At 62.5% G+C, this 22248-nt stretch carries 31 protein-coding genes; 15 read left to right on the forward strand and 16 right to left on the reverse strand.

Annotated features, from left to right (window positions below):
* Positions 1–2 precede the first annotated feature (2 nt).
* Positions 3–395: a hypothetical protein gene (locus tag MUY37_RS04845; RefSeq protein WP_499194262.1), complete on the forward strand. Its 393-nt coding sequence runs from the start codon at positions 3–5 to the stop codon at positions 393–395.
* A 27-nt stretch (positions 396–422) separates the two neighbouring features.
* On the opposite strand, the gene MUY37_RS04850 is transcribed toward MUY37_RS04845, so the two are convergent.
* The 13 genes from MUY37_RS04850 to MUY37_RS04910 form a co-directional block, all read right to left on the reverse strand.
* Positions 423–581: a YqaE/Pmp3 family membrane protein gene (locus MUY37_RS04850; protein ID WP_115417400.1), complete on the reverse strand. Its 159-nt coding sequence runs from the start codon at positions 579–581 to the stop codon at positions 423–425.
* A gap of 72 nt (positions 582–653) precedes the next feature.
* Positions 654–1004 (reverse strand): YbaN family protein, encoded by a 351-nt coding sequence (locus tag MUY37_RS04855; protein ID WP_499194263.1) that lies wholly within the window; start codon positions 1002–1004, stop codon positions 654–656.
* Between the two features lies 1 nt (position 1005).
* On the reverse strand, positions 1006–1413 hold the full coding sequence (locus MUY37_RS04860) for a SufE family protein (protein WP_499194264.1): 408 nt from the start codon (positions 1411–1413) through the stop codon (positions 1006–1008).
* Positions 1414–1454: 41 nt separating this feature from the next.
* Entirely contained in the window at positions 1455–1631 is a 177-nt protein-coding gene (locus MUY37_RS04865) for a hypothetical protein (RefSeq protein WP_499194265.1), read from the reverse strand.
* Complete coding sequence (locus MUY37_RS04870) at positions 1628–1867, reverse strand: hypothetical protein (RefSeq protein ID WP_499194266.1); 240 nt, start codon at positions 1865–1867, stop codon at positions 1628–1630. The genes MUY37_RS04865 and MUY37_RS04870 overlap by 4 nt, the downstream gene beginning before the upstream one ends.
* A gap of 31 nt (positions 1868–1898) precedes the next feature.
* Positions 1899–2171 (reverse strand): hypothetical protein, encoded by a 273-nt coding sequence (locus MUY37_RS04875; protein WP_115417394.1) that lies wholly within the window; start codon positions 2169–2171, stop codon positions 1899–1901.
* Positions 2168–2479: a hypothetical protein gene (locus MUY37_RS04880; RefSeq protein ID WP_499194267.1), complete on the reverse strand. Its 312-nt coding sequence runs from the start codon at positions 2477–2479 to the stop codon at positions 2168–2170. The genes MUY37_RS04875 and MUY37_RS04880 overlap by 4 nt, the downstream gene beginning before the upstream one ends.
* Positions 2479–2787 (reverse strand): hypothetical protein, encoded by a 309-nt coding sequence (locus MUY37_RS04885; protein WP_499194268.1) that lies wholly within the window; start codon positions 2785–2787, stop codon positions 2479–2481. Before MUY37_RS04885 ends, MUY37_RS04880 begins: the two co-directional genes overlap by 1 nt.
* The gene (locus tag MUY37_RS04890) at positions 2787–3095 is read right to left on the reverse strand and encodes a hypothetical protein (RefSeq protein WP_499194269.1); all 309 of its coding nucleotides are present in this window, start codon (positions 3093–3095) and stop codon (positions 2787–2789) included. Before MUY37_RS04890 ends, MUY37_RS04885 begins: the two co-directional genes overlap by 1 nt.
* Before the next feature lie 24 nt (positions 3096–3119).
* Positions 3120–3497: an envelope stress response membrane protein PspC gene (gene pspC / locus MUY37_RS04895; RefSeq protein WP_236926140.1), complete on the reverse strand. Its 378-nt coding sequence runs from the start codon at positions 3495–3497 to the stop codon at positions 3120–3122.
* Entirely contained in the window at positions 3494–3790 is a 297-nt protein-coding gene (gene pspB / locus MUY37_RS04900) for an envelope stress response membrane protein PspB (protein ID WP_499194270.1), read from the reverse strand. The genes pspC and pspB overlap by 4 nt, the downstream gene beginning before the upstream one ends.
* Positions 3791–3793: 3 nt before the next feature.
* Positions 3794–4684, reverse strand: a complete 891-nt coding sequence (pspA, locus tag MUY37_RS04905; RefSeq protein ID WP_499195113.1) for a phage shock protein PspA — start codon at positions 4682–4684, stop codon at positions 3794–3796.
* Between the two features lie 2 nt (positions 4685–4686).
* Entirely contained in the window at positions 4687–4839 is a 153-nt protein-coding gene (locus tag MUY37_RS04910) for a hypothetical protein (RefSeq protein WP_174223752.1), read from the reverse strand.
* 167 nt (positions 4840–5006) lie between these two features.
* Here MUY37_RS04910 and pspF point away from each other — a divergent pair, with 167 nt between their 5' ends.
* The 7 genes from pspF (at position 5007) to rbfA (ending at position 12472) form a co-directional block, all read left to right on the forward strand.
* Positions 5007–6035 carry a phage shock protein operon transcriptional activator gene (gene pspF, locus MUY37_RS04915; RefSeq protein ID WP_499195114.1) on the forward strand — a complete coding sequence of 343 codons (1029 nt, stop codon included), beginning with the start codon at positions 5007–5009 and terminating at the stop codon, positions 6033–6035.
* A gap of 136 nt (positions 6036–6171) precedes the next feature.
* Positions 6172–6729 carry a ribosome maturation protein RimP gene (gene rimP / locus MUY37_RS04920; RefSeq protein ID WP_499194271.1) on the forward strand — a complete coding sequence of 186 codons (558 nt, stop codon included), beginning with the start codon at positions 6172–6174 and terminating at the stop codon, positions 6727–6729.
* Entirely contained in the window at positions 6729–8393 is a 1665-nt protein-coding gene (gene nusA, locus MUY37_RS04925; protein ID WP_499194272.1) for a transcription termination factor NusA, read from the forward strand. Before rimP ends, nusA begins: the two co-directional genes overlap by 1 nt.
* Positions 8374–9099, forward strand: a complete 726-nt coding sequence (locus MUY37_RS04930) for a DUF448 domain-containing protein (protein WP_499194273.1) — start codon at positions 8374–8376, stop codon at positions 9097–9099. The genes nusA and MUY37_RS04930 overlap by 20 nt, the downstream gene beginning before the upstream one ends.
* Positions 9100–9120: 21 nt before the next feature.
* Positions 9121–11655 carry a translation initiation factor IF-2 gene (infB, locus tag MUY37_RS04935; protein ID WP_499194274.1) on the forward strand — a complete coding sequence of 845 codons (2535 nt, stop codon included), beginning with the start codon at positions 9121–9123 and terminating at the stop codon, positions 11653–11655.
* Positions 11656–11663: 8 nt separating this feature from the next.
* Positions 11664–12071: a PaaI family thioesterase gene (locus MUY37_RS04940; RefSeq protein WP_368735717.1), complete on the forward strand. Its 408-nt coding sequence runs from the start codon at positions 11664–11666 to the stop codon at positions 12069–12071.
* A complete protein-coding gene (rbfA, locus tag MUY37_RS04945) occupies positions 12071–12472 on the forward strand; it encodes a 30S ribosome-binding factor RbfA (protein WP_499194275.1) in 402 nt (133 codons plus the stop codon). The genes MUY37_RS04940 and rbfA overlap by 1 nt, the downstream gene beginning before the upstream one ends.
* On the opposite strand, the gene MUY37_RS04950 is transcribed toward rbfA, so the two are convergent.
* On the reverse strand, positions 12473–14095 hold the full coding sequence (locus MUY37_RS04950) for an AbgT family transporter (RefSeq protein WP_499194276.1): 1623 nt from the start codon (positions 14093–14095) through the stop codon (positions 12473–12475).
* A 138-nt stretch (positions 14096–14233) separates the two neighbouring features.
* Between MUY37_RS04950 and MUY37_RS04955 the strand changes: the two genes are divergently transcribed.
* The 6 genes from MUY37_RS04955 to MUY37_RS04980 all read left to right on the forward strand — a co-directional run bounded on the left by MUY37_RS04955 (position 14234) and on the right by MUY37_RS04980 (position 19986).
* Positions 14234–14812 (forward strand): thymidine kinase, encoded by a 579-nt coding sequence (locus tag MUY37_RS04955; protein ID WP_499194277.1) that lies wholly within the window; start codon positions 14234–14236, stop codon positions 14810–14812.
* Between the two features lie 25 nt (positions 14813–14837).
* Positions 14838–15530 carry a site-2 protease family protein gene (locus tag MUY37_RS04960; RefSeq protein ID WP_499194278.1) on the forward strand — a complete coding sequence of 231 codons (693 nt, stop codon included), beginning with the start codon at positions 14838–14840 and terminating at the stop codon, positions 15528–15530.
* Positions 15527–16525, forward strand: coding sequence for a tRNA pseudouridine(55) synthase TruB (gene truB / locus MUY37_RS04965; RefSeq protein ID WP_499194279.1), 999 nt, complete (start codon positions 15527–15529; stop codon positions 16523–16525). The genes MUY37_RS04960 and truB overlap by 4 nt, the downstream gene beginning before the upstream one ends.
* A 5-nt stretch (positions 16526–16530) precedes the next feature.
* On the forward strand, positions 16531–16800 hold the full coding sequence (gene rpsO, locus MUY37_RS04970; RefSeq protein ID WP_499194280.1) for a 30S ribosomal protein S15: 270 nt from the start codon (positions 16531–16533) through the stop codon (positions 16798–16800).
* 172 nt (positions 16801–16972) lie between these two features.
* The gene (gene pnp, locus MUY37_RS04975) at positions 16973–19237 is read left to right on the forward strand and encodes a polyribonucleotide nucleotidyltransferase (protein WP_499194281.1); all 2265 of its coding nucleotides are present in this window, start codon (positions 16973–16975) and stop codon (positions 19235–19237) included.
* 68 nt (positions 19238–19305) lie between these two features.
* Positions 19306–19986: a spermine/spermidine synthase domain-containing protein gene (locus tag MUY37_RS04980; RefSeq protein WP_499194282.1), complete on the forward strand. Its 681-nt coding sequence runs from the start codon at positions 19306–19308 to the stop codon at positions 19984–19986.
* Between the two features lie 10 nt (positions 19987–19996).
* Here the strand turns inward: MUY37_RS04980 and MUY37_RS04985 are convergent, their stop codons facing one another.
* Positions 19997–20518 (reverse strand): DUF1993 domain-containing protein, encoded by a 522-nt coding sequence (locus tag MUY37_RS04985; protein WP_499194283.1) that lies wholly within the window; start codon positions 20516–20518, stop codon positions 19997–19999.
* 69 nt (positions 20519–20587) lie between these two features.
* Entirely contained in the window at positions 20588–21268 is a 681-nt protein-coding gene (locus MUY37_RS04990) for a GcrA family cell cycle regulator (protein ID WP_499194284.1), read from the reverse strand.
* Between the two features lie 72 nt (positions 21269–21340).
* Here MUY37_RS04990 and MUY37_RS04995 point away from each other — a divergent pair, with 72 nt between their 5' ends.
* Positions 21341–22240 carry an ABC transporter permease gene (locus tag MUY37_RS04995; RefSeq protein WP_499194285.1) on the forward strand — a complete coding sequence of 300 codons (900 nt, stop codon included), beginning with the start codon at positions 21341–21343 and terminating at the stop codon, positions 22238–22240.
* The last annotated feature ends 8 nt before the right edge of the window (positions 22241–22248 follow it).

Here is a 22248-nt window from a genome sequence, read left to right on the forward strand (position 1 = left end):
ACTTGTCCGGCGATTGGGATGGCAGCTTCAGCTATCCCGGAGGCCTGGCAATCACGCCGTTTCGTGTGCGTATATCGGACAAGGGCGGACGGTTTTCCGGCTCGGTGATCGAACCGGATTTGTTCCAGCCAAAACGGACAATCGGTGCCGAGATTTCCGGCCATCGCGATGGCCGATCGGTCGATTTCACCAAGACCTACATCGATCCTGTGGAAGGCTACGAAAATCCGGTCGACTATGTCGGGCAGCTCTCCGGCGATGGAATGGTCGTCTCGGGAGTGTGGAGCCTGTTCGATATGAACGGGACATTCGAAATGCATCGCGAGGAGAAGGCGGCCTCCATGGAAAAGGCCGAGACCGCGCAAACGGTCCCGGCCTCGGGAATGCTCTTCTAAGTTTAACCGACCATATCTGGCGCGGGGTTACTTCGCGTAATTGACGTACAGCCCGTGAATCAGGCCCGGAATGAAGCCGAGCAGCGTGAGCACGAGGTTCAGAAGCGTCGTCCCGCCGAGGCCGTGTTTCAGGGCAACACCGAGCGGGGGCAGCAAGATGGTCGCGATCAGAATGAGAATTGCCATTGAGGGTGTCCTTTCGTCTACCCTCCCGTCGTTCGTCAATTCAACGGCTTAGGACCTGCCCGGTTCCGAGAGTCACTCGTTGCGCGTCGCGATCCAGCCCCCGCAGATGACGAGTATGGCTATCGATATCCAGTACCAGGGATGGCCCAGCGTGTACCACGTGAACACCGCACCGGTCGCCATGGCGCCGATCGCCATGGTCTTGGCGCGGCGACTGATCGCGCGGCGTTCGCGCCAATCCTGCACCTGCGGTCCCCAATGCGGATGGTCGAGGATTTTCTGTTCCAGCTCCGGGCTCGACCGGGCAAAGAAATAGACGGCGAGCAAGAGGAACGGCACTGTCGGTACGATCGGCAGCGCTGCCCCGATCGCGCCCAATCCCAGCGCAACGAAGCCCAGACCCTTATAGACCGGGCGCTTCATATCATCCCGCTGCGATGCGCGCGGCGTGTTCTTTCACCAGTGCGATCATATTGGGCACGCCTTGGGTGCGGTTGCTGGAAAGCTGGTTCTTGAGATCGAAGGGTTCGAGCACCGCGGCGATATCCATTTGTGCGACTTCACGCGCAGGCTGGTCCTGCACGGCGGAAATCACCAAGGCTACGATCCCTTTCGTGATCGCGGCATTGCTGTCGGCCAGGAAATGCAGCTTCTCTTCGGCGCCGGTGGGATAGACCCAGACCTGCGCGCTGCAGCCCCGCACCAGAGTGGCATCGGTCTTGAGCGCTTGCGGCATGTCTTCAAGCTCGCGGCCAAGCTCGATCAGAAGCCGATAGCGTTCGTCGGCGTCGAGAAATTCGTATTCTTCGGCAATGTCGGAAAGTGTGCGCATAGCGCGCCCTTAGCGGGCTGGTCGGCAAGCGTCCATCGACCTCAGCCGGACAGGCCGCCGGGACGGGTAAACGCGTAATATACGACATAGAACCAGCCGAAAAAGCCGTGGATCGCGGCCCAGATAATCGACTGGTGCAAACCCCAACTGATCGCGACCGCGATGGCGCTGCCGAGGCCGATCCCGGCCCGCGCCGCATCGGTTCGCGCGACGCTCACAGATCCACTCCGCTCGCGATCGCTTCGAGCTTCTTGATCCGCTCCTTCAGGTCGGAAAGCTCGATGCGTGCGGCACCGATCGATGAACCGCCATCGTGTTCCTCACTGCCGCGCGCGCGTTCCAGTTCCTGGCGTTTCAGGGCAAGCCAGCCATGCCAGGCCCTGAGCAGCGCACCCGCGACGATGGTCAGACCGACCAGCGATGCGCCTGCGATTATCATTGTCGGTTCGAACATCACCTCATGTCCTCCTTGAACCCTGCCGCCCTCAATCCGCCTGCTTGTCGCGCAGGGCTTCTATTTCGGCGGCGATCCTCTTCGTTTTGCGGGCATCGAGCGAATTGCTGTCGGTCGCAATCCGTTCGAGCACCTTGATCCGTTCGCGCAGTTCCTCGATCTCGCGCCTTGTTTCGGCGTCGTCGGATGCTGCACGGCTTTCATTGCCGTATTCATCGGTCACGATACCGTGCCTTGCGCGATTCCATTGGGTTACACCCCAGACCAGGATCGCGATGATCGCAACGATTACCCAACCGCTCATTGCGTGTACTCCTGCGGCGCGGTGCGGTCTTCGATCTCCTGCAGGTCGCGCAATTCCTCGATCTGCGAAGCGAGCGCGTGATTGCTGTCGGTCGCGATCCGTTCGAGCACGCGGATGCGTTCTTCAAGCTTGCGATGATCGGCCGCGGCAATGCCGCCTCCGCTTTCGGCTTCGGCCTTGCGCGCCCTCAGTTCGGCCATCTTTTCCTCGTGAGCATTGGCGCGCCGGTGCGTGACATTGGCGAAGGTGAGGATGATGATGCCCGCAAGCAGGATGAAGGCGAAGATCAAGAACAGATCGCCGTCCATCAATTGGCCTCCCTGTCATCGCGCAGGCGATCGAATTCGGCGGTTAGATGATAACCGCTGTCGGTCACGATGCGTTCGACATTACCGAGCCGGTCCTTGAGCGCGCCGAGCTCTGCGCGCAGTTCGGCGTTCTCTTGCGTCAGCAGCTTCACGCGTTCCACGGCCTGATCGTTTTTCGGGTAGACAGCCTTGCCCCAGCTGTTTTCGAGCGGGTAGCCGTTCTTGATCCGCATCCAGGTGGTAACCACCCAGCCCGTGGCCATTATGGCGACGCCGGAGATGATCGCGGTTTCGGTCAGGAGTTCCATTACGCTCTTTCTCCCTGCTTGATGTCCAAAGCTACACCGCCATCGCGTTCCTCGACCGAGCGCTGGTCGCGCAGCGCTTCGATCTGGGTCGCCACGTCGTAGCCCTTGTCGGTCACGATACGTTCGAGGACGCGAACCCGATCTTCAAGGTCCTGCACCTTGCTGGCGTATTGCGCGGCCTTTTCGGCGGTAGCCTGGGCGGTGGTCTGGACGTTCATTTGCGCGAGCTTCTGCTGATGCTTGGTCCAAATCGCCACGATCGGGATCATCAGCGCGATGATCGGGACAAATACGCCGATATTTTCCATGGTTCCTCCCCCCTCCTGATGGCCTTAGCGGAGGCGTTCGATTTCAGCGGTCAGCCGCGGATTGCTGCTGACGTAAAAGGTCTCGACATCGGCCAGACGGCGATCGACATCCTTCATCCGGGCGCGGATTTCGCGGGCCGTGCGCTTCGGATTCTGACGGACGCGCTGCCAGTATTTGCTCTCGTCATGATCGACATAGAGGTGCGATGGCTTCTTGTTCAGCAGCAGACCGGCAATGAAGTAGAACGGTATGGTCGAACCGCCGGACATGAAGGTCAGGCCGAGGAAGCCCAGGCGGACCCAGAAAACGTTGACGCCGGTATAGTCCGCGATGCCCGAGCAGACACCCATCAGTTTCGCATTCTGCTTGTCGCGGTAAAGCGTGGTACGGGGGCTGTTCACTTGGTTGCTCCTTTTTTCTCGGCCATCAGCTGTTCGAGTTCGCGCAGCTGCTGATTGTCCTGTTCGCTGTCATGAACGAGGCGGGCGGGACGAAATTCGGGATTGTCGCTGGCGACCAGGCGTTCGACCGTGTCCATGCGGTCGTCGAGGCGCTTGGCGAGGCTGTAGAGCTCTTCGAGCAGAGCTTCGTCATCGGTGGTGATGGTGGCCGAAGTCTTCCACTTGGTGATATAGTGGAGGATGATCCACGGCAGGCCGATGAATATGGCAACGATTGCAAAGATCTCTTCCACGGATCAGTCCTCCTTGTCGGCGCTGCTTTTGCCGAGCGCCCTTTTCATCTGTTCGAGTTCGTCGTCGATCGCATCGGCGCCTTCCAGCGCGGCGATCTCGTCCGACAGGCTCGGCTTGTCCGATTTGTCGGCAATGCTCAGCGCATCGGCGCGACCTTCGGCATAGTCGACCCGGCGTTCCAGCTGATCGAAGCGCGATAGGGCATCGTCGACGCGTTCATTGGTCATCAGGCTGCGCAGCTTCACGCGGTTCTCCGCACTTTCGAGCCGGGCGGCGATGGCCGTCTGACGGCTGCGCGCTTCGCGCAAGCGGTTCTGCAGCTTCTGAATGTCCTGTTCATAGGCACGCAGCGCATCGTCGAGCACGGCGATTTCCTGCTTGAGCTGTTCGCTCATATCGGCCGCCTTCTTTTTCTCGACCAGCGCGGCGCGGGCGAGGTCTTCGCGATCCTTCGAGATGGCAAGCTGCGCCTTCTCGTTCCAATCGGCCTGAAGCTTATCTAGTTTGACCGAATGACGGTGCATTTCCTTTTGATCGGCGATCGTGCGCGCAGCACTGGCGCGGACCTCGACCAAAGTTTCCTCCATTTCGAGGATGATCATGCGGATCATCTTCTGGGGGTCGTCCGCCTTGTCGAGCATGTCGTTGAAATTGGCGGCGATGATATCGCGAGTACGGCTGAAAATGCCCATCAATGGTGCTCCACTGGAAAAAAAGTCCGATCCCTTGGACCGTCCGCCGTCGCGGGTCGGAGTCGGGGAGCGGCGTAGCCGTTCTACCTCTTCCTCGATACGCGACAAGCGGGGGCGGGCCGAAGCGCCTTCGGCAATGTTGCCGTTGGGACTGTCGGGGGAGATGCGCTCCGGCCCTAGGGGATCGTGGTCGGGAGGCAAAGTCATGCGATCTCGACCTGTTCGTATGCCGCCACGACGGGTGTGGGTGTGGTAACCGCGATCTGCGAACTCAGCAGAACGAAAGTGGCCATTGCCGCAATGCTGGCAATGGCAGCCTGTCCAAGCTGGCTGCGGAAAAAGCTGCGGTTGTACATTTGGGTTACCTCCCTGGGGCCATGTGGCGGTGTTGCTGTTGTCCAATATTCAGCAAAGCTCGTGCCAAACTGGGAAAGTCACGGAAAACCAACGGTTAAAGGGTTTTTCCGAACTCACGGATTGGTTTTTATTGCCAAGCATTGGGAAATTTCCCTATATCTTGGCCATGGAGCGGGAAAATCAGTTTATCGGCCAATCGGGCGCCTTTCTCGATGCAGTCGAACGGGCAAGTCGTGCGGCGCCCATGCGGCGGCCGGTTCTCGTCATAGGCGAACGGGGGACCGGCAAGGAACTGATCGCCGAACGCCTTCATCGCCTATCCACCCGGTGGGACGAACCCCTCGTGGTCATGAACTGCGCCGCCTTGCCCGAAACACTGATCGAGGCCGAATTGTTCGGTCACGAAGCCGGGGCTTTTACCGGTGCTACCAGAGTGCGGGCGGGACGGTTCGAAGAAGCCGACAAGGGGACGCTATTTCTCGACGAACTGGGCACTTTGTCCATGGGCGCGCAGGAAAGGCTGCTGCGCGCCGTGGAATATGGGGAAGTCACTCGGATCGGATCGAGTCGTCCTACGCGGGTGGATGTGCGTATCGTTGCGGCCACCAATGAGGATTTGCCCGCCAAGGCGGCGCGCGGGGATTTTCGCGCCGACCTGCTCGACCGGCTCAGCTTCGAAGTCATCACCTTGCCCCCCCTGCGTGTGCGGGATGGGGACGTTGCCGTCCTGGCCGACTATTTCGGCCGTCGCATGGCGGCGGAACTCGGCTGGGAAGGGTGGCCCGGATTCGCGCCGCACGTTGCCGAGCAGCTCGAAAAGCATGACTGGCCCGGCAATGTTCGCGAGCTTCGCAATGTGGTCGAACGGGCAACATATCGCTGGGACGATTGGGGCCAGCCTATCGGACATGTCGTGTTCGATCCCTTTGACAGCCCCTGGAAACCCGCAGGACTTCCATCAAGCAGCGAGAGGGCGGGCATTGCGGCGACTGCGGTACGGCCCGCGCCGCAAGGCACCGATTACGAAAGTATCGACGACCTGCGCGCGGCGGTGGATGCGCATGAAAAGCAGATCGTCGAATTTGCGCTGGGCAAGCATCGCTGGAACCAGCGACAGACCGCCAAGGCGCTGGGGCTGACTTACGACCAACTGCGCCATTGCATCAAAAAGCATGCTCTCGCCGATGATGGCTGATCGTCGCTTGCTTTTCGAGGGACTCGCGCCTATCTGACTTCCCATCCCGACATTGTCGCGACACTGGAGGGGCTGGCGCCGCGAGGGGCCGGCACGAAACCCCGTAGGCGCATTGAACGCGTATTCTGGAGATTGAATGGCCGATCTGGCACGCTTGACCGAAGTGATCGAACCCGAGGCAAAGGCGCTCGGCTTCGAGCTCGTGCGCGTCAAGATGATGCCCTCTGAAGCCGGTGACGGCGGTGAGGCGCTGCAGATCATGGCCGAAGATCCGGCGACCGGCCAGCTCGTCATCGATCAATGCGCCGCGCTTTCGCGCCGTGTATCCGATCGGATTGATGCGCTCGAGGAAGCTGGCGAGGTTCTCATTAAGGGCGCCTACCACCTCGAAGTTTCCAGCCCCGGCATCGACCGCCCGCTGACCCGCGCGAAGGACTTCGCGAATTGGGCGGGGCACGAGGCCAAGATATCGATGGCCAAGGGCTATGACGGCCAGCGCAATCTGCGCGGTCCGCTTCAGGGTATCGAGGGCGACACAGTGATCATCGACGATCGCAAGGCGGGAGTGGTTTCTATCCCCCGCGACCAGATTCATTCGGCTCAGCTTGTCTTGACCGACGCGCTGATCGCCGCCACTCAGCCGCTCGACACGAGCGGTGCCGACGACATCGAAGAAGAAAAGGCAGACGACTGATGGCCAGTGCCATTTCCGCCAACAAGGCTGAACTCCTCGCGATCGCCAACTCGGTCGCCTCGGAAAAGATGATCGACAAGGCGATCGTCATCGAGGCGATGGAAGAGGCGATTCAGAAATCTGCCCGCAATCGTTACGGCGCGGAAAACGATATCCGCGCCAAGCTCGACCCGCAGACCGGCGATCTGCGCCTGTGGCGTGTGGTCGAGGTGGTCGAAGAAGTGGAAGACTACTTCAAGCAGGTCGACCTCAAGCAGGCGCAGAAGCTTCAGGACGATGCCAAGATCGGTGATTTCATCGTCGATCCGCTGCCGCCGGTCGATCTGGGCCGTATCGACGCGCAGAGCGCGAAGCAGGTGATCTTCCAGAAGGTCCGCGATGCCGAGCGCGAGCGTCAGTACGAAGAATTCAAGGACCGCGCGGGCGAAGTCATCACCGGCGTGATCAAGTCGGTCGAATTCGGCCATGTGATCGTCAATCTCGGCCGCGCCGAAGGCGTCATTCGCCGCGATCAGCAGATCCCGCGCGAAGCCGCCCGTGTCGGCGAGCGTGTCCGCGCGCTCATCACCAAGGTCGAGCGCAACAATCGCGGCCCGCAAATTTTCCTCTCCCGCGCGCATCCCGACTTCATGAAGAAGCTGTTCGCGCAGGAAGTGCCCGAAATCTACGATGGCATCATCGAGATCAAGGCCGCCGCCCGCGATCCGGGCAGCCGCGCCAAGATCGGTGTCATCAGCCATGACAGCAGCATTGATCCGGTCGGCGCCTGCGTCGGCATGAAGGGCAGCCGCGTCCAGGCCGTCGTGCAGGAATTGCAGGGCGAAAAGATCGACATCATCCCCTGGTCCGAAGACGGTGCGACCTTCATCGTGAACGCGCTGCAGCCGGCTACCGTGAGCCGCGTGGTGCTCGACGAGGAAGATGGCCGCATCGAAGTGGTCGTGCCCGACGATCAGCTCAGCCTCGCCATCGGTCGCCGCGGCCAGAACGTGCGTCTCGCCAGTCAGCTGACCGGCAACCAGATCGACATCATGACCGAGGAAGAGGCCTCGGAGAAGCGCCAGAAGGAATTCGCCGAGCGTTCGAAGATGTTCGAAGAGGAACTCGACGTCGATGAAACGCTCTCGCAGCTACTCGTCGCCGAAGGCTTCGCCGAACTGGAAGAAGTCGCCTATGTCGAGCTGGAAGAACTCGCCGGGATCGAAGGTTTCGACGAGGAACTGGCCGAAGAACTCCAGAGCCGTGCGCAGGAAGCGATCGACCGCCAGGAAGCTGCGCACCGCGAGGCACGCCGCGAGCTTGGTGTCGAAGACGATCTGGCCGAATTGCCGCATCTTACCGAGGCGATGCTGGTCGTGCTCGGCAAGGCGGGCCTGAAGACGCTCGACGATGTGGCCGATCTGGCGACCGACGAGCTGATCCAGAAGAAGCGCGAAGCGCCGCGCCGCCGCAACAATCCCGACGGCCCGCCGATGCGCCGTGACCGTCCCATGCGCGAGCAGGACAAGGGCGGCGTGCTGGGCGAATTCGGGCTGACCGAAGAGCAGGGCAACGAGATCATCATGGCTGCCCGCGCGCATTGGTTCGAAGACGAAGAGGAAGCTCCGGCCCCCGCCGAGACGACCGATACGCAGGAGGCCGCCGATGCGGACTCCACCCAATGAGCGCCTGACGTCCGACATCGCTGAAGCCCGACGGCCCCGTAAAACGGAGCCCGAGAGGCGCTGCATCCTCTCCGGGGAGACGGCCCCGCGCGAAACGCTCGTGCGGCTGGTTGCCTCGCCCGCTGGACTGGTGCTGCCTGATGCGCAGGAGAAGGCGCCCGGACGCGGTGCCTGGATCGGCGTTTCGCGCGATGAATTTGCCGAGGCACAGGCCAAGGGCAGGCTGAAGGGCGCACTTTCGCGAGCGTTTAAGACGGGCGATCTCGAACTGGCGGGCAACCTGCCCGAACTGGTCGAGAATGCGCTCACGCGCGTACTGCTCGACCGGCTGGGTCTCGAAATGCGCGTGGGAAGTCTTATCTTGGGTACCCAGCGCATCGCCGAAGCGGCGCGCGGCGGGGCGGTCGCACTGCTGTTGCATGCCAGCGATGCGAGCGAGGACGGGCGCAAAAAGCTCGACCAGGCCTGGCGCGTGGGACGCGAATTGGAAGGGTCTGGCGAGCGCGGTGTCGAACTGCCTCTGGACCGGGACGCTTTGTCTGTGGCATTGGGCCGCGACAATGTCGTCCATCTGGCGCTTGCCGATGAAGCCGCGGCAGCGAGGGTGATGAAGGCCCTTACGCGCCTTACGCATTATTTGGGGCACGACCTGCCCGCCGCTGATGGGCGCGTTTCCGCACGCGCCGACGACGAATTGAACGATTGAGACGAAGAGAAACGAGCCAGAATGAGCGACGACGACAAGAAGCCAGCCCGCAAACCGCTGACCCTGAAGGGCGCTCAGCCGGGCGAGGTCAAGCAGACCTTCAGCCACGGCCGCACCAACAAGGTCGCGGTCGAGGTGAAGCGCCGCCGCAAGCTTGTGAAGCCGGGCGAGGCAGCGCCCCCGCCTCCACCGCCGCCGCCGCCGGAACCGGCCCCCGCCCCGGTGGCGCAGAAGCCCGCACCGAAGAAGAAGGCCGTTCCTGCCGGTGAGACGCCGCAGGAACGTGTTGCCCGCCTTCAGCGCGAGGCCGAGGAAGAGCGTCTGCGTCTCGCCGAGGAAGCGCGCAAGCGTGAGGAAGAGCAGGCTCGCAAGGCCGCCGAGGACGAGAAGAAGCGCGCCGAGGAAAACCGCAAGGCCGAGGAAGACGCTGCAAGGCAGGCTGCCGAACAAGCCAAGAAGGCCAAGGAAGCACTCAAGGACGCGCCGAAGGAAGACGTTGCCGCCACTTCGAAAGAGGCTCCTCCCAAACAGGAGGAGAAGCCGAGCGGCACGCCCGCACCGGCCCCGCGCCGCTTCACACCCGTGGCACGCCCTGAGCCCAAGAAACCGGAGCGCAAGAAGAAAGAAGAAAAGCCCGCGCGCGGAGCAGAGAAACCCGACAAGCGCCGTTCGGGCAAGCTTTCGGTCAAGAAGGCCCTGAACGAGGACGAAGGCCGCCGCGCCCGCAGCCTCGCTGCGCTCAAGCGTGCGCGTGAAAAGGAACGCCGCATGCAGGGCGGTGGCTCCAGCAAGCCGCGTGAAAAGCAGGTGCGCGACGTGGTCGTTCCCGAGGCCATTACGGTTGGCGAACTGGCCAAGCGTATGGGCGAGAAGGGGGCCGACCTCGTCAAGGAGCTCTTCAATCTCGACATGATGGTCACCGTCAACCAGACGATCGACCAGGATACCGCGGAACTGCTCGTTGATCAGTTCGGCCACAATATCCAGAAAGTCTCCGAAGCCGATGTCGATATCGCCGCCGAGGAGGATGTCGATCCGGAAGAAACGCTCAAGCCGCGTCCGCCGGTCGTCACCATCATGGGCCATGTCGATCACGGCAAGACCAGCCTGCTCGATGCGCTGCGCGGTGCCAATGTCGTGAAGGGCGAAGCCGGCGGCATCACCCAGCATATCGGCAGCTATCAGGTGAAGACGAAGGGCGGCGATCTGGTCACCTTCCTCGATACGCCGGGTCACGCCGCCTTTACCGAGATGCGCCAGCGCGGTGCCAATGTCACCGATATCGTGGTGCTGGTGGTGGCCGCCGACGATGGCATCATGCCGCAGACCATCGAGGCCATCAATCACACCAAGGCTGCGGGCGTCCCGATGATCGTGGCGATCAACAAGATGGACAAGCCCGAAGCCAATCCGGACAATATCCGCACGCGCCTGCTCGAACACGAAGTGATCGTCGAGAAAATGTCGGGCGATGTGCAGGACGTCGAAATTTCGGCCAAGACCAAGGCCGGGCTCGACGAACTGCTTGAAAAGATCGCGCTGCAGGCTGAACTGCTCGAACTAAAGGCCAATCCCGACCGGATGGCCGAAGCCACCGTGATCGAAGCGCAGCTCGACAAGGGCCGCGGCCCGGTCGCCACCGTGCTGATCACGCGCGGTACGCTGGAGCGGGGCAACACCTTCGTGGTGGGTACCGAAAGCGGCCGTGTTCGCGCGATCGTCAACGATCAGGGCAAGCAGATCAAGAAGGCCGGGCCGTCGATGCCGGTCGAAGTCCTCGGTCTTGGCGGTGTGCCGTCTGCCGGCGACGTGCTGACGGTGGTCGAGAACGAGCAGCGCGCTCGCGAAGTGGCCGAATATCGTCAGGAAAAGGCGACCGAGAAGCGCACCGCGCTTGCTCCGACCAGCTTCGATACGATGTTCAACAACCTTGCGGCCAATGTGATCGAGTTCCCCGTACTGGTGAAGGCCGACGTGCAGGGCAGCGTCGAGGCGATCACGACCGCGCTGCACAACCTCTCGAACGACGACATCAAGGTCCGCGTGTTGCATGCAGGCGTGGGCGCGATCACCGAGAGCGACGTAAGCCTGGCTTCGGCCTCGAATGCGCCGATCATCGGCTTCAACGTCCGCCCCAATGCCAAGGCACGCGAACTGGTGAAGCGCGACGGCGTGGAAATGAAATACTACGACGTCATCTATCACCTGACCGAGGAAATCGCGAAGGAAATGGCGGGCGAGCTGGGTCCGGAGCGGATCGAACACGTCGTCGGCCGTGCTGCCGTCAAGGAAGTGTTCCGCTCGGGCAAGAAGGACAAGGCCGCCGGCCTGCTGGTCGAGGAAGGCGCCATCCGCAAGGGGCTGCACGCACGCCTTACGCGCGAGGATGTCATCGTCTCGGCCACCACCATCGCCTCGCTGCGCCGGTTCAAGGACGACGTCGACGAAGTCCGCGCAGGCCTCGAATGCGGTGTGGTGCTTGCCGATACGAACGACATCAAGCCGGGCGACCAGCTCGAAGTCTTCGAAGTCGAGGAGCGTGAACGCACGCTGTGAGTGGGGACGTGACCAAGCACGCTCTCGGAGCCGCACATGCGGATCTCATGGGGGTGGAGTTCGATAATTTCGATGCGGAGCGTGAGGAAATCACGCTCCGCTTCACTGCACCCGACAGTTTCATCACCCCGCGCGGCAGCGTGCAGGGCGGACTTGTCGCGGGCTTTCTCGACGAGGTCATGGGCTGGGCGCATGTCTGGGCGACCGATCGTGCCGAAGCACCGCTCAACCTCGAAATCTCGATGAGCTTGCTCAAACCGGTGATGGCAGGGCCGCTGATCGGCAAGGGCCGCGTCGTGCGGCGCGGGCGCAAGGTGATCTTTCTCGAGGGCGAGCTGTTCGACGAGGCAGGCAAGCTGCTAGCCCGCGCGACCAGTACCGCCATTCCCACGCCGCGACCGACAGGAAACACGTGATGGCCAAGCACCAGCATTCCACGCCCGAACAGCAATCGGTTCGCGTACTCAAGGTGGGCGAACGCGTGCGGCATATCCTGTCCGAACTGCTCGCGCGCGGCGAGGCGCATGACGATGTGCTTTCAGCCAGCAATATCGCGGTCACCGAGGTCCGCATGACGCCCGACCTGCGCAATGCGAAAGCCTATGTGAAGCCTTTGTTGGGCGAGGACGAGACCGTGGTGCTCAAGGCGCTGCGGGGCAATACGGCCTTCTTCCAGAAAGAGGTCGCCCAGCGTCTCGGCCTCAAATTCGCGCCGCGGCTCAATTTCCAGCCCGACGAAAGCTTCGACGAAGCGGACCGGATCGAGAAGCTGCTGAGCGATCCCAAGGTCGTGCGCGACCTCGACGACGAGGACTGATCAGCCCGCTGATGCGGGCGGCGTCGCCGCGGTCGGCGCCTCCATGAACACCTCGGCACCCGGTCCTAGCGGCAGGTCGAGCACCACCCAGCCGATCGTCATGGCGAGACCCGCAAGCAGCAGGCCGACCGAATAAGGCAGCATGGTCGCGGCCAGACTGCCAAGCCCGAAGTCCTTCTGCCAGCGTTGGCAGAAGATCAGGATCAGCGGGAAATAGACCATCAGCGGGGTAATGATGTTGGTCGCCCCGTCGCCCACGCGATAGGCGGCGGTGGCCATTTCGGGCGTGATACCCAGCAGCATCAGCATCGGCACCAGCACGGGCGAAAGCAGCGCCCACTTGGCGCTGGCCGAGCCGACGAAGATGTTGAGCAGGGCCGAGACCACGATGATCGCGGCGAGCAGTGCCCAGGCGGGCAAACCGCTATTGCCAAGGAAATCGGCGCCGTTGACGGCCAGGATCAGGCCGAGATTCGACCAGGCGAACATGGCGACGAAATGCGCGGCCGCGAAGGCAAGGACGAGGTAGTAGGCGAGGTCTTCCATCGCCCCGGCCATCATCTTCACCAGCCCGCGGTGGTCTTCGATCGTGCCTGCCGCCTTGCCGTAGGCCCAGCCGGCGAGAAGGAACAGCAGGAAAAACCCGGCGACCAGGCTCTGATAAAACGGCGTCAGCCGGGCCTCGGGCGATGCTTCCTCGTCGATTAGCGGGGTGCCCGGGCCAAGCGTGAAGAACAGCCACAGCCCGACAACGAAAAGGGCGGCGAGACCGGCCCTGCGCAGCCCCTTGTGCTCGGCTTCGGTCAAAGCGCGGTCGCCATCGGCCACTTCGCCCTGTTGTTCGGGCGACACGGCATTGCCCGCCATTGCCGGGCTCCACTTACCCAGTCGCGGTTCGATGATCGTGTCGGTTACCCACCAGATGACCGGGAGGAAGACGAAGGTCATGGCGGCGATGAAATACCAATTGCCCGCGATATTGGCGGTGAAGTCGCCAAAGACGGTTTCGACCGCGGCTTCGGTAATCCCGAACAGCAGTGCATCGAGCTGGCCCGGCAGAAGGTTGGCCGAAAAGCCACCCGAGACGCCTGCGAAGGCTGCCGCGATGCCCGCAACCGGATGGCGGCCTGCGGCATGAAAAATGATGCCCGCCAGTGGGATCAGCACGACATAGGCAGCATCGGCCGCCAGATTGCCCATCATGCCGACCAGCGCAACGATCGGCGTCAGCAGGAATTTCGGCGCATTGCGCACGCCGGCGCGCATGGCGGTGCCGAACAGTCCGGCGCGCTCGGCCACACCGGCGCCCAGCATCACCACCAGCACGTATCCGAGCGGATGGAAATGGGTGAAGGTTGCAGGCATGTCGACCCACAGCCGCTGGATATTCTCCGCGCTCAGCAGGCTGACCGCGCTGATAATTGTCGCCGCGCCCGTATCGGGGTCGATCTCGGTGGGATGGGCTGCCGATAGTCCGGCAAGGCTGGCGAGCACGGAAATCACAACCAGGATCGCGATCAGCCAGAAGAACAGGAATACCGGGTCGGGCAGCTTGTTACCGCTTCGTTCGATCCAGCCGAGAATTCCGTTCTGTGCCCTACCAGCCGTTTCCGCCATCGTCATGTCCCTACTTGCTTTTTGGACGCAATCGCAGGCGCTACCATCGGTCGCCGCGTCTGTCGCCATGCTTAACGGTCCTTGTGGAGAAGTGCTGCCGGGCAGACTCGCCGGAGTGTGTGAAGAGCGCTAGCGACAGAGGCGATGGCGAAGCTCTATTTCTATTATGCGAGCATGAATGCGGGGAAGAGCAGTACCTTGCTGCAAGCCGCCTTCAATTACGGCGAGCGCGGTATGCGTGTCTCGCTGTGGACCGCCGCGCTCGATGATCGCCCGGGTTTCGGGGCGATCTCCAGCCGGATCGGGCTAGCAAGCGATGCGCATCGCTATGAAGGCGACACCGATATCGAAGCGCGCGTGCTGGCCGACCATGGGCAAGACCCGATCGCCTGCGTATTGGTGGATGAGGCACAGTTCCTGACGCCCGAGCAGGTGTGGCAATTGGCGCGTTTGGCCGACGATGCCGGGATTCCGGTGCTCTGCTATGGCTTGCGCACAGATTTCCAGGGTGAACTTTTTCCCGGCTCCGCCGTGTTGCTGGGCATTGCCGATGCGCTGGTGGAAATGAAGGCGGTGTGCGATTGCGGACGCAAGGCGACGATGAACTTGCGCGTCGATGCGAAGGGCAGGGCGGTAAGCGAAGGCGCGCAAACCGAAATCGGCGGAAACGACCGTTACGTCGCCATGTGTCGCAAGCATTTTCGCGAAGCGCTGGCGGGTTAGGCCCGCACTTCCTATCTAGCCCGCCATGACCGAAACGCTCCTGCTCGCGGTGATCCTGATCCCGTGCCTGATCATCGCCATCGTCTTCCACGAGGTCGCCCATGGCTGGACCGCGCTCGCATTGGGCGATCCGACGGCCAAGGAACAAAAGCGCCTCTCGCTCAATCCCATCCGCCATGTCGATCCCATCGGCACGCTGCTGGTGCCCGGCGCGCTCGCACTGTTCGGCGGGCCGATTTTCGGCTGGGCCAAGCCTGTGCCGGTACGCGGCGACCGGCTGCGCGACCCGCGCTTCGGCATGGTCGCGGTCGCGGCGGCTGGGCCGGGGACGAACCTGCTGCTCGCGTTTGTCGGCGCATTGCTTTTCGGCACGATTTCGGGGGCGATAATCGCATCGGGCGGTGTTCCGCCGGAATGGTTGCTGACGGCGGGCGGCATGTTCATTCTGATCAATGTCTTCCTCGCCCTGTTCAACCTGCTGCCGATACCGCCCTTTGATGGGTCGCATATCGTCGGCGGGCTGCTGCCAAGGCAATGGGCGAGCAACTGGCAGAAGCTGCAATCGCTCGGCATGTTGTTCTTCATCGTGTTGATCGCTGCGACCTGGGCGTTCCCGAATAGCGGGCTAATCGAGAATACGGTGCTGCCTCCCGTGCTGTGGTTGCAGGAACGCTATTTCGAGCTTGCCGAATGGGTCGCGCGCGGGATCGCGGGATGACCGGTGCGAAACCTGCTCCCCACGGTTGGTTGATTCTCGATAAGCCGCGCGGCCTTGGTTCGACGCAGGCCGTCTCCGCGGTCAAGCGCGTGCTGCGCCAGAGTGGCTATGCCAAAACCAAGGTTGGACATGGCGGCACGCTCGATCCACTGGCCGAAGGCGTATTGCCGATCGCTCTGGGCGAGGCGACCAAGCTGGCCGGGCGTATGCTCGACAGCGACAAGATTTACGCTTTCACTATTCAGTTCGGCGAGGAGACCGATACGCTCGACACCGAGGGCGAAACGATCGAGCGGAGCGATCACCGCCCTCCGATGGCGGCCATCGCGGCGGTGCTCGAACACTTCATCGGTGATATCGAGCAGGTCCCGCCCGCCTATTCGGCGGTAAAGATCGACGGGAAACGCGCCTATGACCGGGCGAGGGCGGGCGAAGAGGTCGCAATGAAGACCCGCTCGGTCACGATCCACTCGCTCAGCTTCGAGAGCGAGCGCGAGGACGCCGAATTGCGCTCCGCCTTTGCGACGACTGCGGGGCGGCCGGACCCTTACGATCCGCAGGCCCCGCTTGAGCTGGCCGACAGAGTCACACTGGTCGCGCATGTTTCCAAGGGGACGTATATCCGTTCGCTTGCACGGGATATCGCACGCGCGCTTGGAACGGTCGGCCACGTCACTTATCTAAGGCGCATCAAGGCTGGCCCGTTCCGCGAGGAACAGGCGATTTCACTGGACATGCTGGAGAAACAAGCTAAGGGCGCGGCCATCGAAAACCTTCTCCTGCCGCTAGAGGCGGGACTGGACGACATCCCGGTCCTTCCCCTCGATCCCGACAGCGCGCAGGCGGTCCGCCAGGGCCGGGTACTGTCGGAACTGCCCCACACCGACGGGCTCCACCTCGCCACGCTGCACGACGTGCCCGTGGCCCTGATGGAGCTCAGCGGAGGTACGGCCAAGGTCGTGCGGGGCTTCAATATCCCGGATGTCGCGGAGTAGAATACATGTCTGTTACCACCGAGCGTAAAGCTGAGATCATCAAGGACAATGCGCAGGCCAAGGGCGACACCGGTTCGCCGGAAGTTCAGGTCGCGATCCTGACCGAGCGCATTCGCAACCTGACCGAGCACTTCAAGTCCAACCACAAGGACAACCACTCGCGTCGCGGCCTCCTGATGATGGTCAACAAGCGCCGCAACCTGCTCGCCTATCTCAAGAAGACCGATGTCGAGCGGTACAATGCGCTGATCCAGAAGCTGGGTCTTCGCAAGTAAGAGTTTCTCGAAGGGGTGGCTCAGGCCGCCCCTTCGTTTATCCGGCCACTGCGCAATTCGGCGCGAGGTCGGCAAATGGAGGCAGAACAAGCCTCGAACCGGACCGGGACGGCATCCCGGCATTGTAGGCCCCGCACCGCAATAAGGCCGTGTGGGTTCATAAGGAAAATACATGTTCGACACGAAAACCGTATCGCTGGAGTGGGGCGGAAAGACCCTCACTCTGGAAACCGGCCGCATTGCCCGTCAGGCCGACGGCGCTGTTCTGGCCACCTATGGCGAAACCGTGGTGCTGTGCGCAGTCACCGCTGCCAAGAGTGTACGCGAAGGGCAGGACTTCTTCCCGCTCACCGTGCACTACCAGGAAAAATTCTCCGCTGCGGGCCGTATCCCGGGTGGCTTCTTCAAGCGCGAAGGCCGCGCGACGGAGAAGGAAACGCTGACCTCCCGCCTGATCGACCGCCCCGTGCGGCCGCTCTTCCCGGAAGGCTTCTACAACGAAATCAACGTCATTGCGCAGGTCCTGTCCTATGATGGCGAAACCGAACCCGATATCGTCGCGATGATTGCCGCTTCGGCCGCGCTGACCATTTCGGGCGTGCCCTTCATGGGGCCGATCGGCGCCGCGCGCGTTGGCTTCAAGAACGGCGAATACGTCCTCAACCCGAGCCTCGAAGACGCGCTCGGCGAAGACGGCCGTCTCGACCTCGTCGTCGCTGCCACGCAGGACGCGGTGATGATGGTCGAATCCGAAGCCAAGGAGCTGACCGAAGAGGAAATGCTCGGCGCCGTCATGTTCGCGCATGAGGAAAGCCGCAAGGTCATCGGTGCGATCATCGATCTGGCCGAGCAGGCTGCCAAGGATCCATGGGAAATCGACACTTCGGACGATACCAGCGCGATCAAGGAAAAACTGCGCGGCATCGTTGGCGACGACATCGCTGCCGCCTACAAGCTGACCGACAAGTCGGCCCGTTCGGACGCGCTCAACGCCGCACGCGAAAAGGCCAAGGAAGCTTTCGCCGAGGAAGAACCGCAGACGCAGATGGTTGCGGGCAAGGCGGTCAAGAAGCTGGAAGCGGAAATCGTTCGCGGCGCCATCCTCAAGGATGGCCAGCGGATCGACGGCCGCAAGCTCGACCAGGTTCGCCCGATCGAAGCGATGGTCGGCCTGCTTCCGCGCACGCACGGTTCGGCGCTGTTCACCCGCGGTGAAACGCAGGCGATCTGCACCACCACGCTGGGCACCAAGGATGCCGAGCAGATGATCGACGGGCTCGAAGGCCTGTCGTACAACAACTTCATGCTGCATTATAACTTCCCGCCCTATTCGGTCGGCGAAGTGGGTCGCTTCGGCTTCACCAGCCGCCGCGAAACCGGCCATGGCAAGCTCGCATGGCGCGCGCTGCACCCTGTGCTGCCCGATCATGAAGACTTCCCCTACACCATCCGCATCCTGTCGGACATCACCGAGTCCAACGGCTCGTCCTCGATGGCGACCGTCTGCGGTGGCTGTCTGTCGATGATGGACGCCGGCGTTCCGATCGAGCGCCCAGTGTCGGGTATCGCCATGGGCCTGATCCTCGAAGGCGACGAGTTCGCCGTCCTGTCGGACATCCTCGGTGACGAAGATCACCTTGGCGACATGGACTTCAAGGTCGCCGGTTCTGAAAACGGCATCACCTCGCTCCAGATGGACATCAAGGTTGCCGGCATCACGCAGGAAATCATGAAGACCGCGCTCGAACAGGCGAAGGCCGGCCGTGCGCACATCCTGGGTGAAATGTCGAAGGCCCTCACCGGTGCCCGCACCGAAGTGTCTAAGCATGCCCCGCGCATCGAGACCATGCAGATCGACAAGTCGAAGATCCGCGACGTCATCGGCACGGGCGGCAAGGTTATCCGCGAGATCGTGGCCGAAACCGGTGCCAAGGTCGACATCGACGACGAAGGCGTGATCAAGATCAGCTCTTCGAACGCCGACGAGATCGAAGCCGCGAAGAAGTGGATCGAAGGCATCGTCGAAGAGGCGGAAGTCGGCAAGATCTACAATGGCAAGGTCGTCAACATCGTCGATTTCGGCGCATTCGTGAACTTCATGGGCGGCAAGGACGGCCTCGTCCACGTCAGCGAGATGAAGAACGAGCGCGTCGAGAAGCCGACCGACGTTGTTTCCGAAGGCCAGGAAGTGAAGGTCAAGGTCCTCGAGATCGACCAGCGCGGCAAGGTCCGCCTGTCGATGCGCGTCGTCGACCAGGAAACCGGCGAAGAGCTGGAAGATACCCGCCCGCCGCGCGAACCGCGTGGTGACAAGGGTGGCCGTGGCCGTGGCGGCGATCGTCGCGGTGGCCGTGGCGGCCCGCGTCGCGATCGCGATGGCGGCGGCAAGAAGGACGGGGGCGGCGAAGCCCACGTACCCGACTTCCTGAAGGACTGATCCTTCGCTAGTCAGTAACGAAGGGGTCGCGGGTCCGCCTGCGGCCCCTTTGCTTTGGAGAATGCGTGATGTTGCCCCGCGAAACCCTGGCGACTGCCGACGTGCCCGATGGCGAGACGCTGACGCTCGTCAGCCACGGCCGCGATTTCATCATCATGCTCGGCCGCGACGAGCTGATGGGAACGCGCATGCAGTTTTCCGAAGAGCAGCTTGCGGTGCTGACGCTGGCAGAGCTGGACGCACCGAAACCCCGGGTGCTGATCGGCGGCTATGGCATGGGCTTCACCTTCCGCGCCGCGCTCGACAAGCTGCCCGAGGGCGGATCCGTCACCGTGGCGGAGATCGTGCCGGAGATCCTCGAATGGGCCGAGGGGCCGCTCGCCCACCTGACCGGCGAGAGCCTCTCCGACCCGCGCGGCAAGGTGGTCATCTGCGATGTCGCGGCGCTGATCGACGATGCCAATGACGGCACGACTGCAAAGTACGATGCGATCCTGCTCGATGTCGACAACGGTCCCGACGGGATCGTGCGCGATGCCAATTATCGCATCTACTCGAAGACCGGCCTGGCCAAGGCGCGCGATGCCTTGAGGCCGGGCGGTATCCTCGCGGTGTGGTCCGCCGCGCCCGACCACAAGTTCACTGTACGCCTCAAGGAAAGCGGCTTCGACGTGGAAGCGCGCGAAGTGCGCGCGCGACCCAACAATAAGGGGCCGCGCCACACGATCTGGTTCGCTCGCAAGCGTTAGGAAGCGTGGGTCAGGTCTTGATGCGGACCCGGCCCATGAAGTCCATCTTGCCGACCGGCACGCCCTTCATGCGAAGGATGTTGTAGGCGGTCGCACAGTGGAAATAGAAGTTTGGCTGGCTGAAGCTGAGGAGGAAATCCTCGGCGGTGAAGTCCATCCCGCGATCTTTGAATTCGAACCGCATCGGCTGGCCGATCCAGCCTTCCATCTCGTCTTCGCTGAGCGCCTTCATCACCTCGACCGCGCCGGCCAGCTTCGCGCGTAGCTCTTCGAAGGTCGACGGCGGCGGATTGAGGTCGGGCGAATAGACGCCCTTCCGCACGCCCTCGACCGAGCCTTGAGTATGCTCGGCGACACATTTCACCTGATAGGACCAGGGCAACATGTCCTCGAAAACGCGCGCGCCGATGAATTCGTCGTGTCCGCAATCATGTTCGCCGCACCACTTCTCGGCGGTATCGATCAGATGGTTCGCCGTGCCGAGCATTTGCAGGGCGCTGGGAACGTAAGCGGCGTGTAGCGACAGGGGCATGGTTCTCTCTTTCCCGTAGAAATGAAAAGGCCCGGCTGTCGTGTGACGGCCGGGCCTTTTTCGAATGTGTCAGCGAACGCGCGGACCGCCGAAGGGCAGCGGCGGAGGGGGGCGGCGCGCGCCGCGCGGGAGCTGCGCCTGATAGGCCCGTCCGCAATGCTCGACGCAATAGGGGAAGCCGGGGTTCACAGCTTCGCCGCAGAAATGGAAATCGGGTTCGCCTGGATGACCCATAGGCCAGCGGCAAACCTTGTCCGACAGGTCGAGCAGGCTGGTCTTGTCCGCGATCTCCGGGCTGGGCTTGGCCGGAACAAGGCGGCGCGGAGGGGCAGGGGGGATTGGTGCCTGCTGATCGCCCGGACCCTGACGCAGGAAGCCCCCGGGGCCGACCGAAACGATCTTCGGCAAGTCGCTTCCCTTGTTGGGCAGGGGCTGGGACGGAATCGCCGCATCTTGTTTCGGCGCCGGGGGCGTCGCAGGCTTGGCAGGCACTGCGGGAGCTGCCGGTTTCGCAGCAGGCTTCGCGGTTTTCTTGGCGGCTGGCTTGGGCGCCGACTTGGGCTTTGCGGGCGCCTTTTTCTTTTCATTCGCCTTTACCGGCGATGGCCGCGACTTGAGGCCGAGGCGGTGGGCCTTGCCGATCACCGCATTGCGGCTGACCCCGCCCAGTTCTTCGGCGATCTGGCTGGCGGTCGAGCCGCCCTCCCACATCTTCTTAAGCGTTGCGATCCGTTCGTCGGTCCAGCTCATTGCGCAGTCCTGTATCTCGTGTCTCGACGCCGCGGCTTGCATGCCGTGGCGCTTGGGCCTAGTCGCGCCTCCATGGTCGATCAAGCCCAGCCCGTATCGCCCGGGAGCGAAAACCCGGACGCCTCCTTCGTAGAGGGTAATGCCGGAGGGAAGGGCCGGTTTCCGCCGCGGGGACGCCCGGTGATCCGCGGGATCAACGGGATTGGCCTGTGGAGCCTCTATATGAAGGAGGTGCGGCGGTTTCTCAAGGTCCAGACGCAGACAATCTGGGCTCCGGCGATCACAACCCTGCTTTTTCTGGTCATCTTCTCGGTCGCGCTGGGGCGTGGCGGGCGGGAAGTGCTCGGCGTCAACTTCCCGACCTTCGTCGCGCCGGGGCTGATCGCTATGGCGATGATGCAGAACGCCTTCGCCAATTCGAGCTTCTCCCTGCTTTCCGGCAAGATCCAGGGGACGATCATCGATTTGTTGATGCCGCCCCTTTCGGAAGGCGAATTGATGGGGGGCATCATCGGCGCGGCGATGACGCGCGCGGTCGCGGTGGGCTTCGTCGTGGCGGGTGCGATGTTGCTTTATCCCGGTGTCAGCCTGGTGATGGCGCATCCCTGGGCGGTCATATGGTTCGGTCTCATGGGAGCGGTCATGCTCTCGCTGCTCGGCTTGTTCGCGTCGATATGGGCGGAAAAGTTCGATCATAACGCTGCGGTGACGAATTTTGTCATCGCGCCGCTGGCGATGCTGTCGGGCACCTTCTACATCATCGACCGTCTGGCTCCCGCATTCCAGACGGTGAGCCGCGCAAACCCGTTTTTCTATGTCATTTCGGGTTTTCGCTATGGCTTTCTGGGGCAGAGCGATATCGGCGATGGCCGGGCAGTTGCCATGGCTGCGCTGGGGTTGCTGGTGCTCAATACCTTGCTTGCGCTTGGGGCCTACAAGCTGTTGAAATCGGGCTGGAAGATCAAGAACTGAGCGCGCTG

Origin of the sequence: Qipengyuania sp. ABI-127-1, from assembly GCA_022953095.1 — a bacterium.
In the GTDB taxonomy this organism is placed as follows: Bacteria; Pseudomonadota; Alphaproteobacteria; order Sphingomonadales; family Sphingomonadaceae; genus Qipengyuania.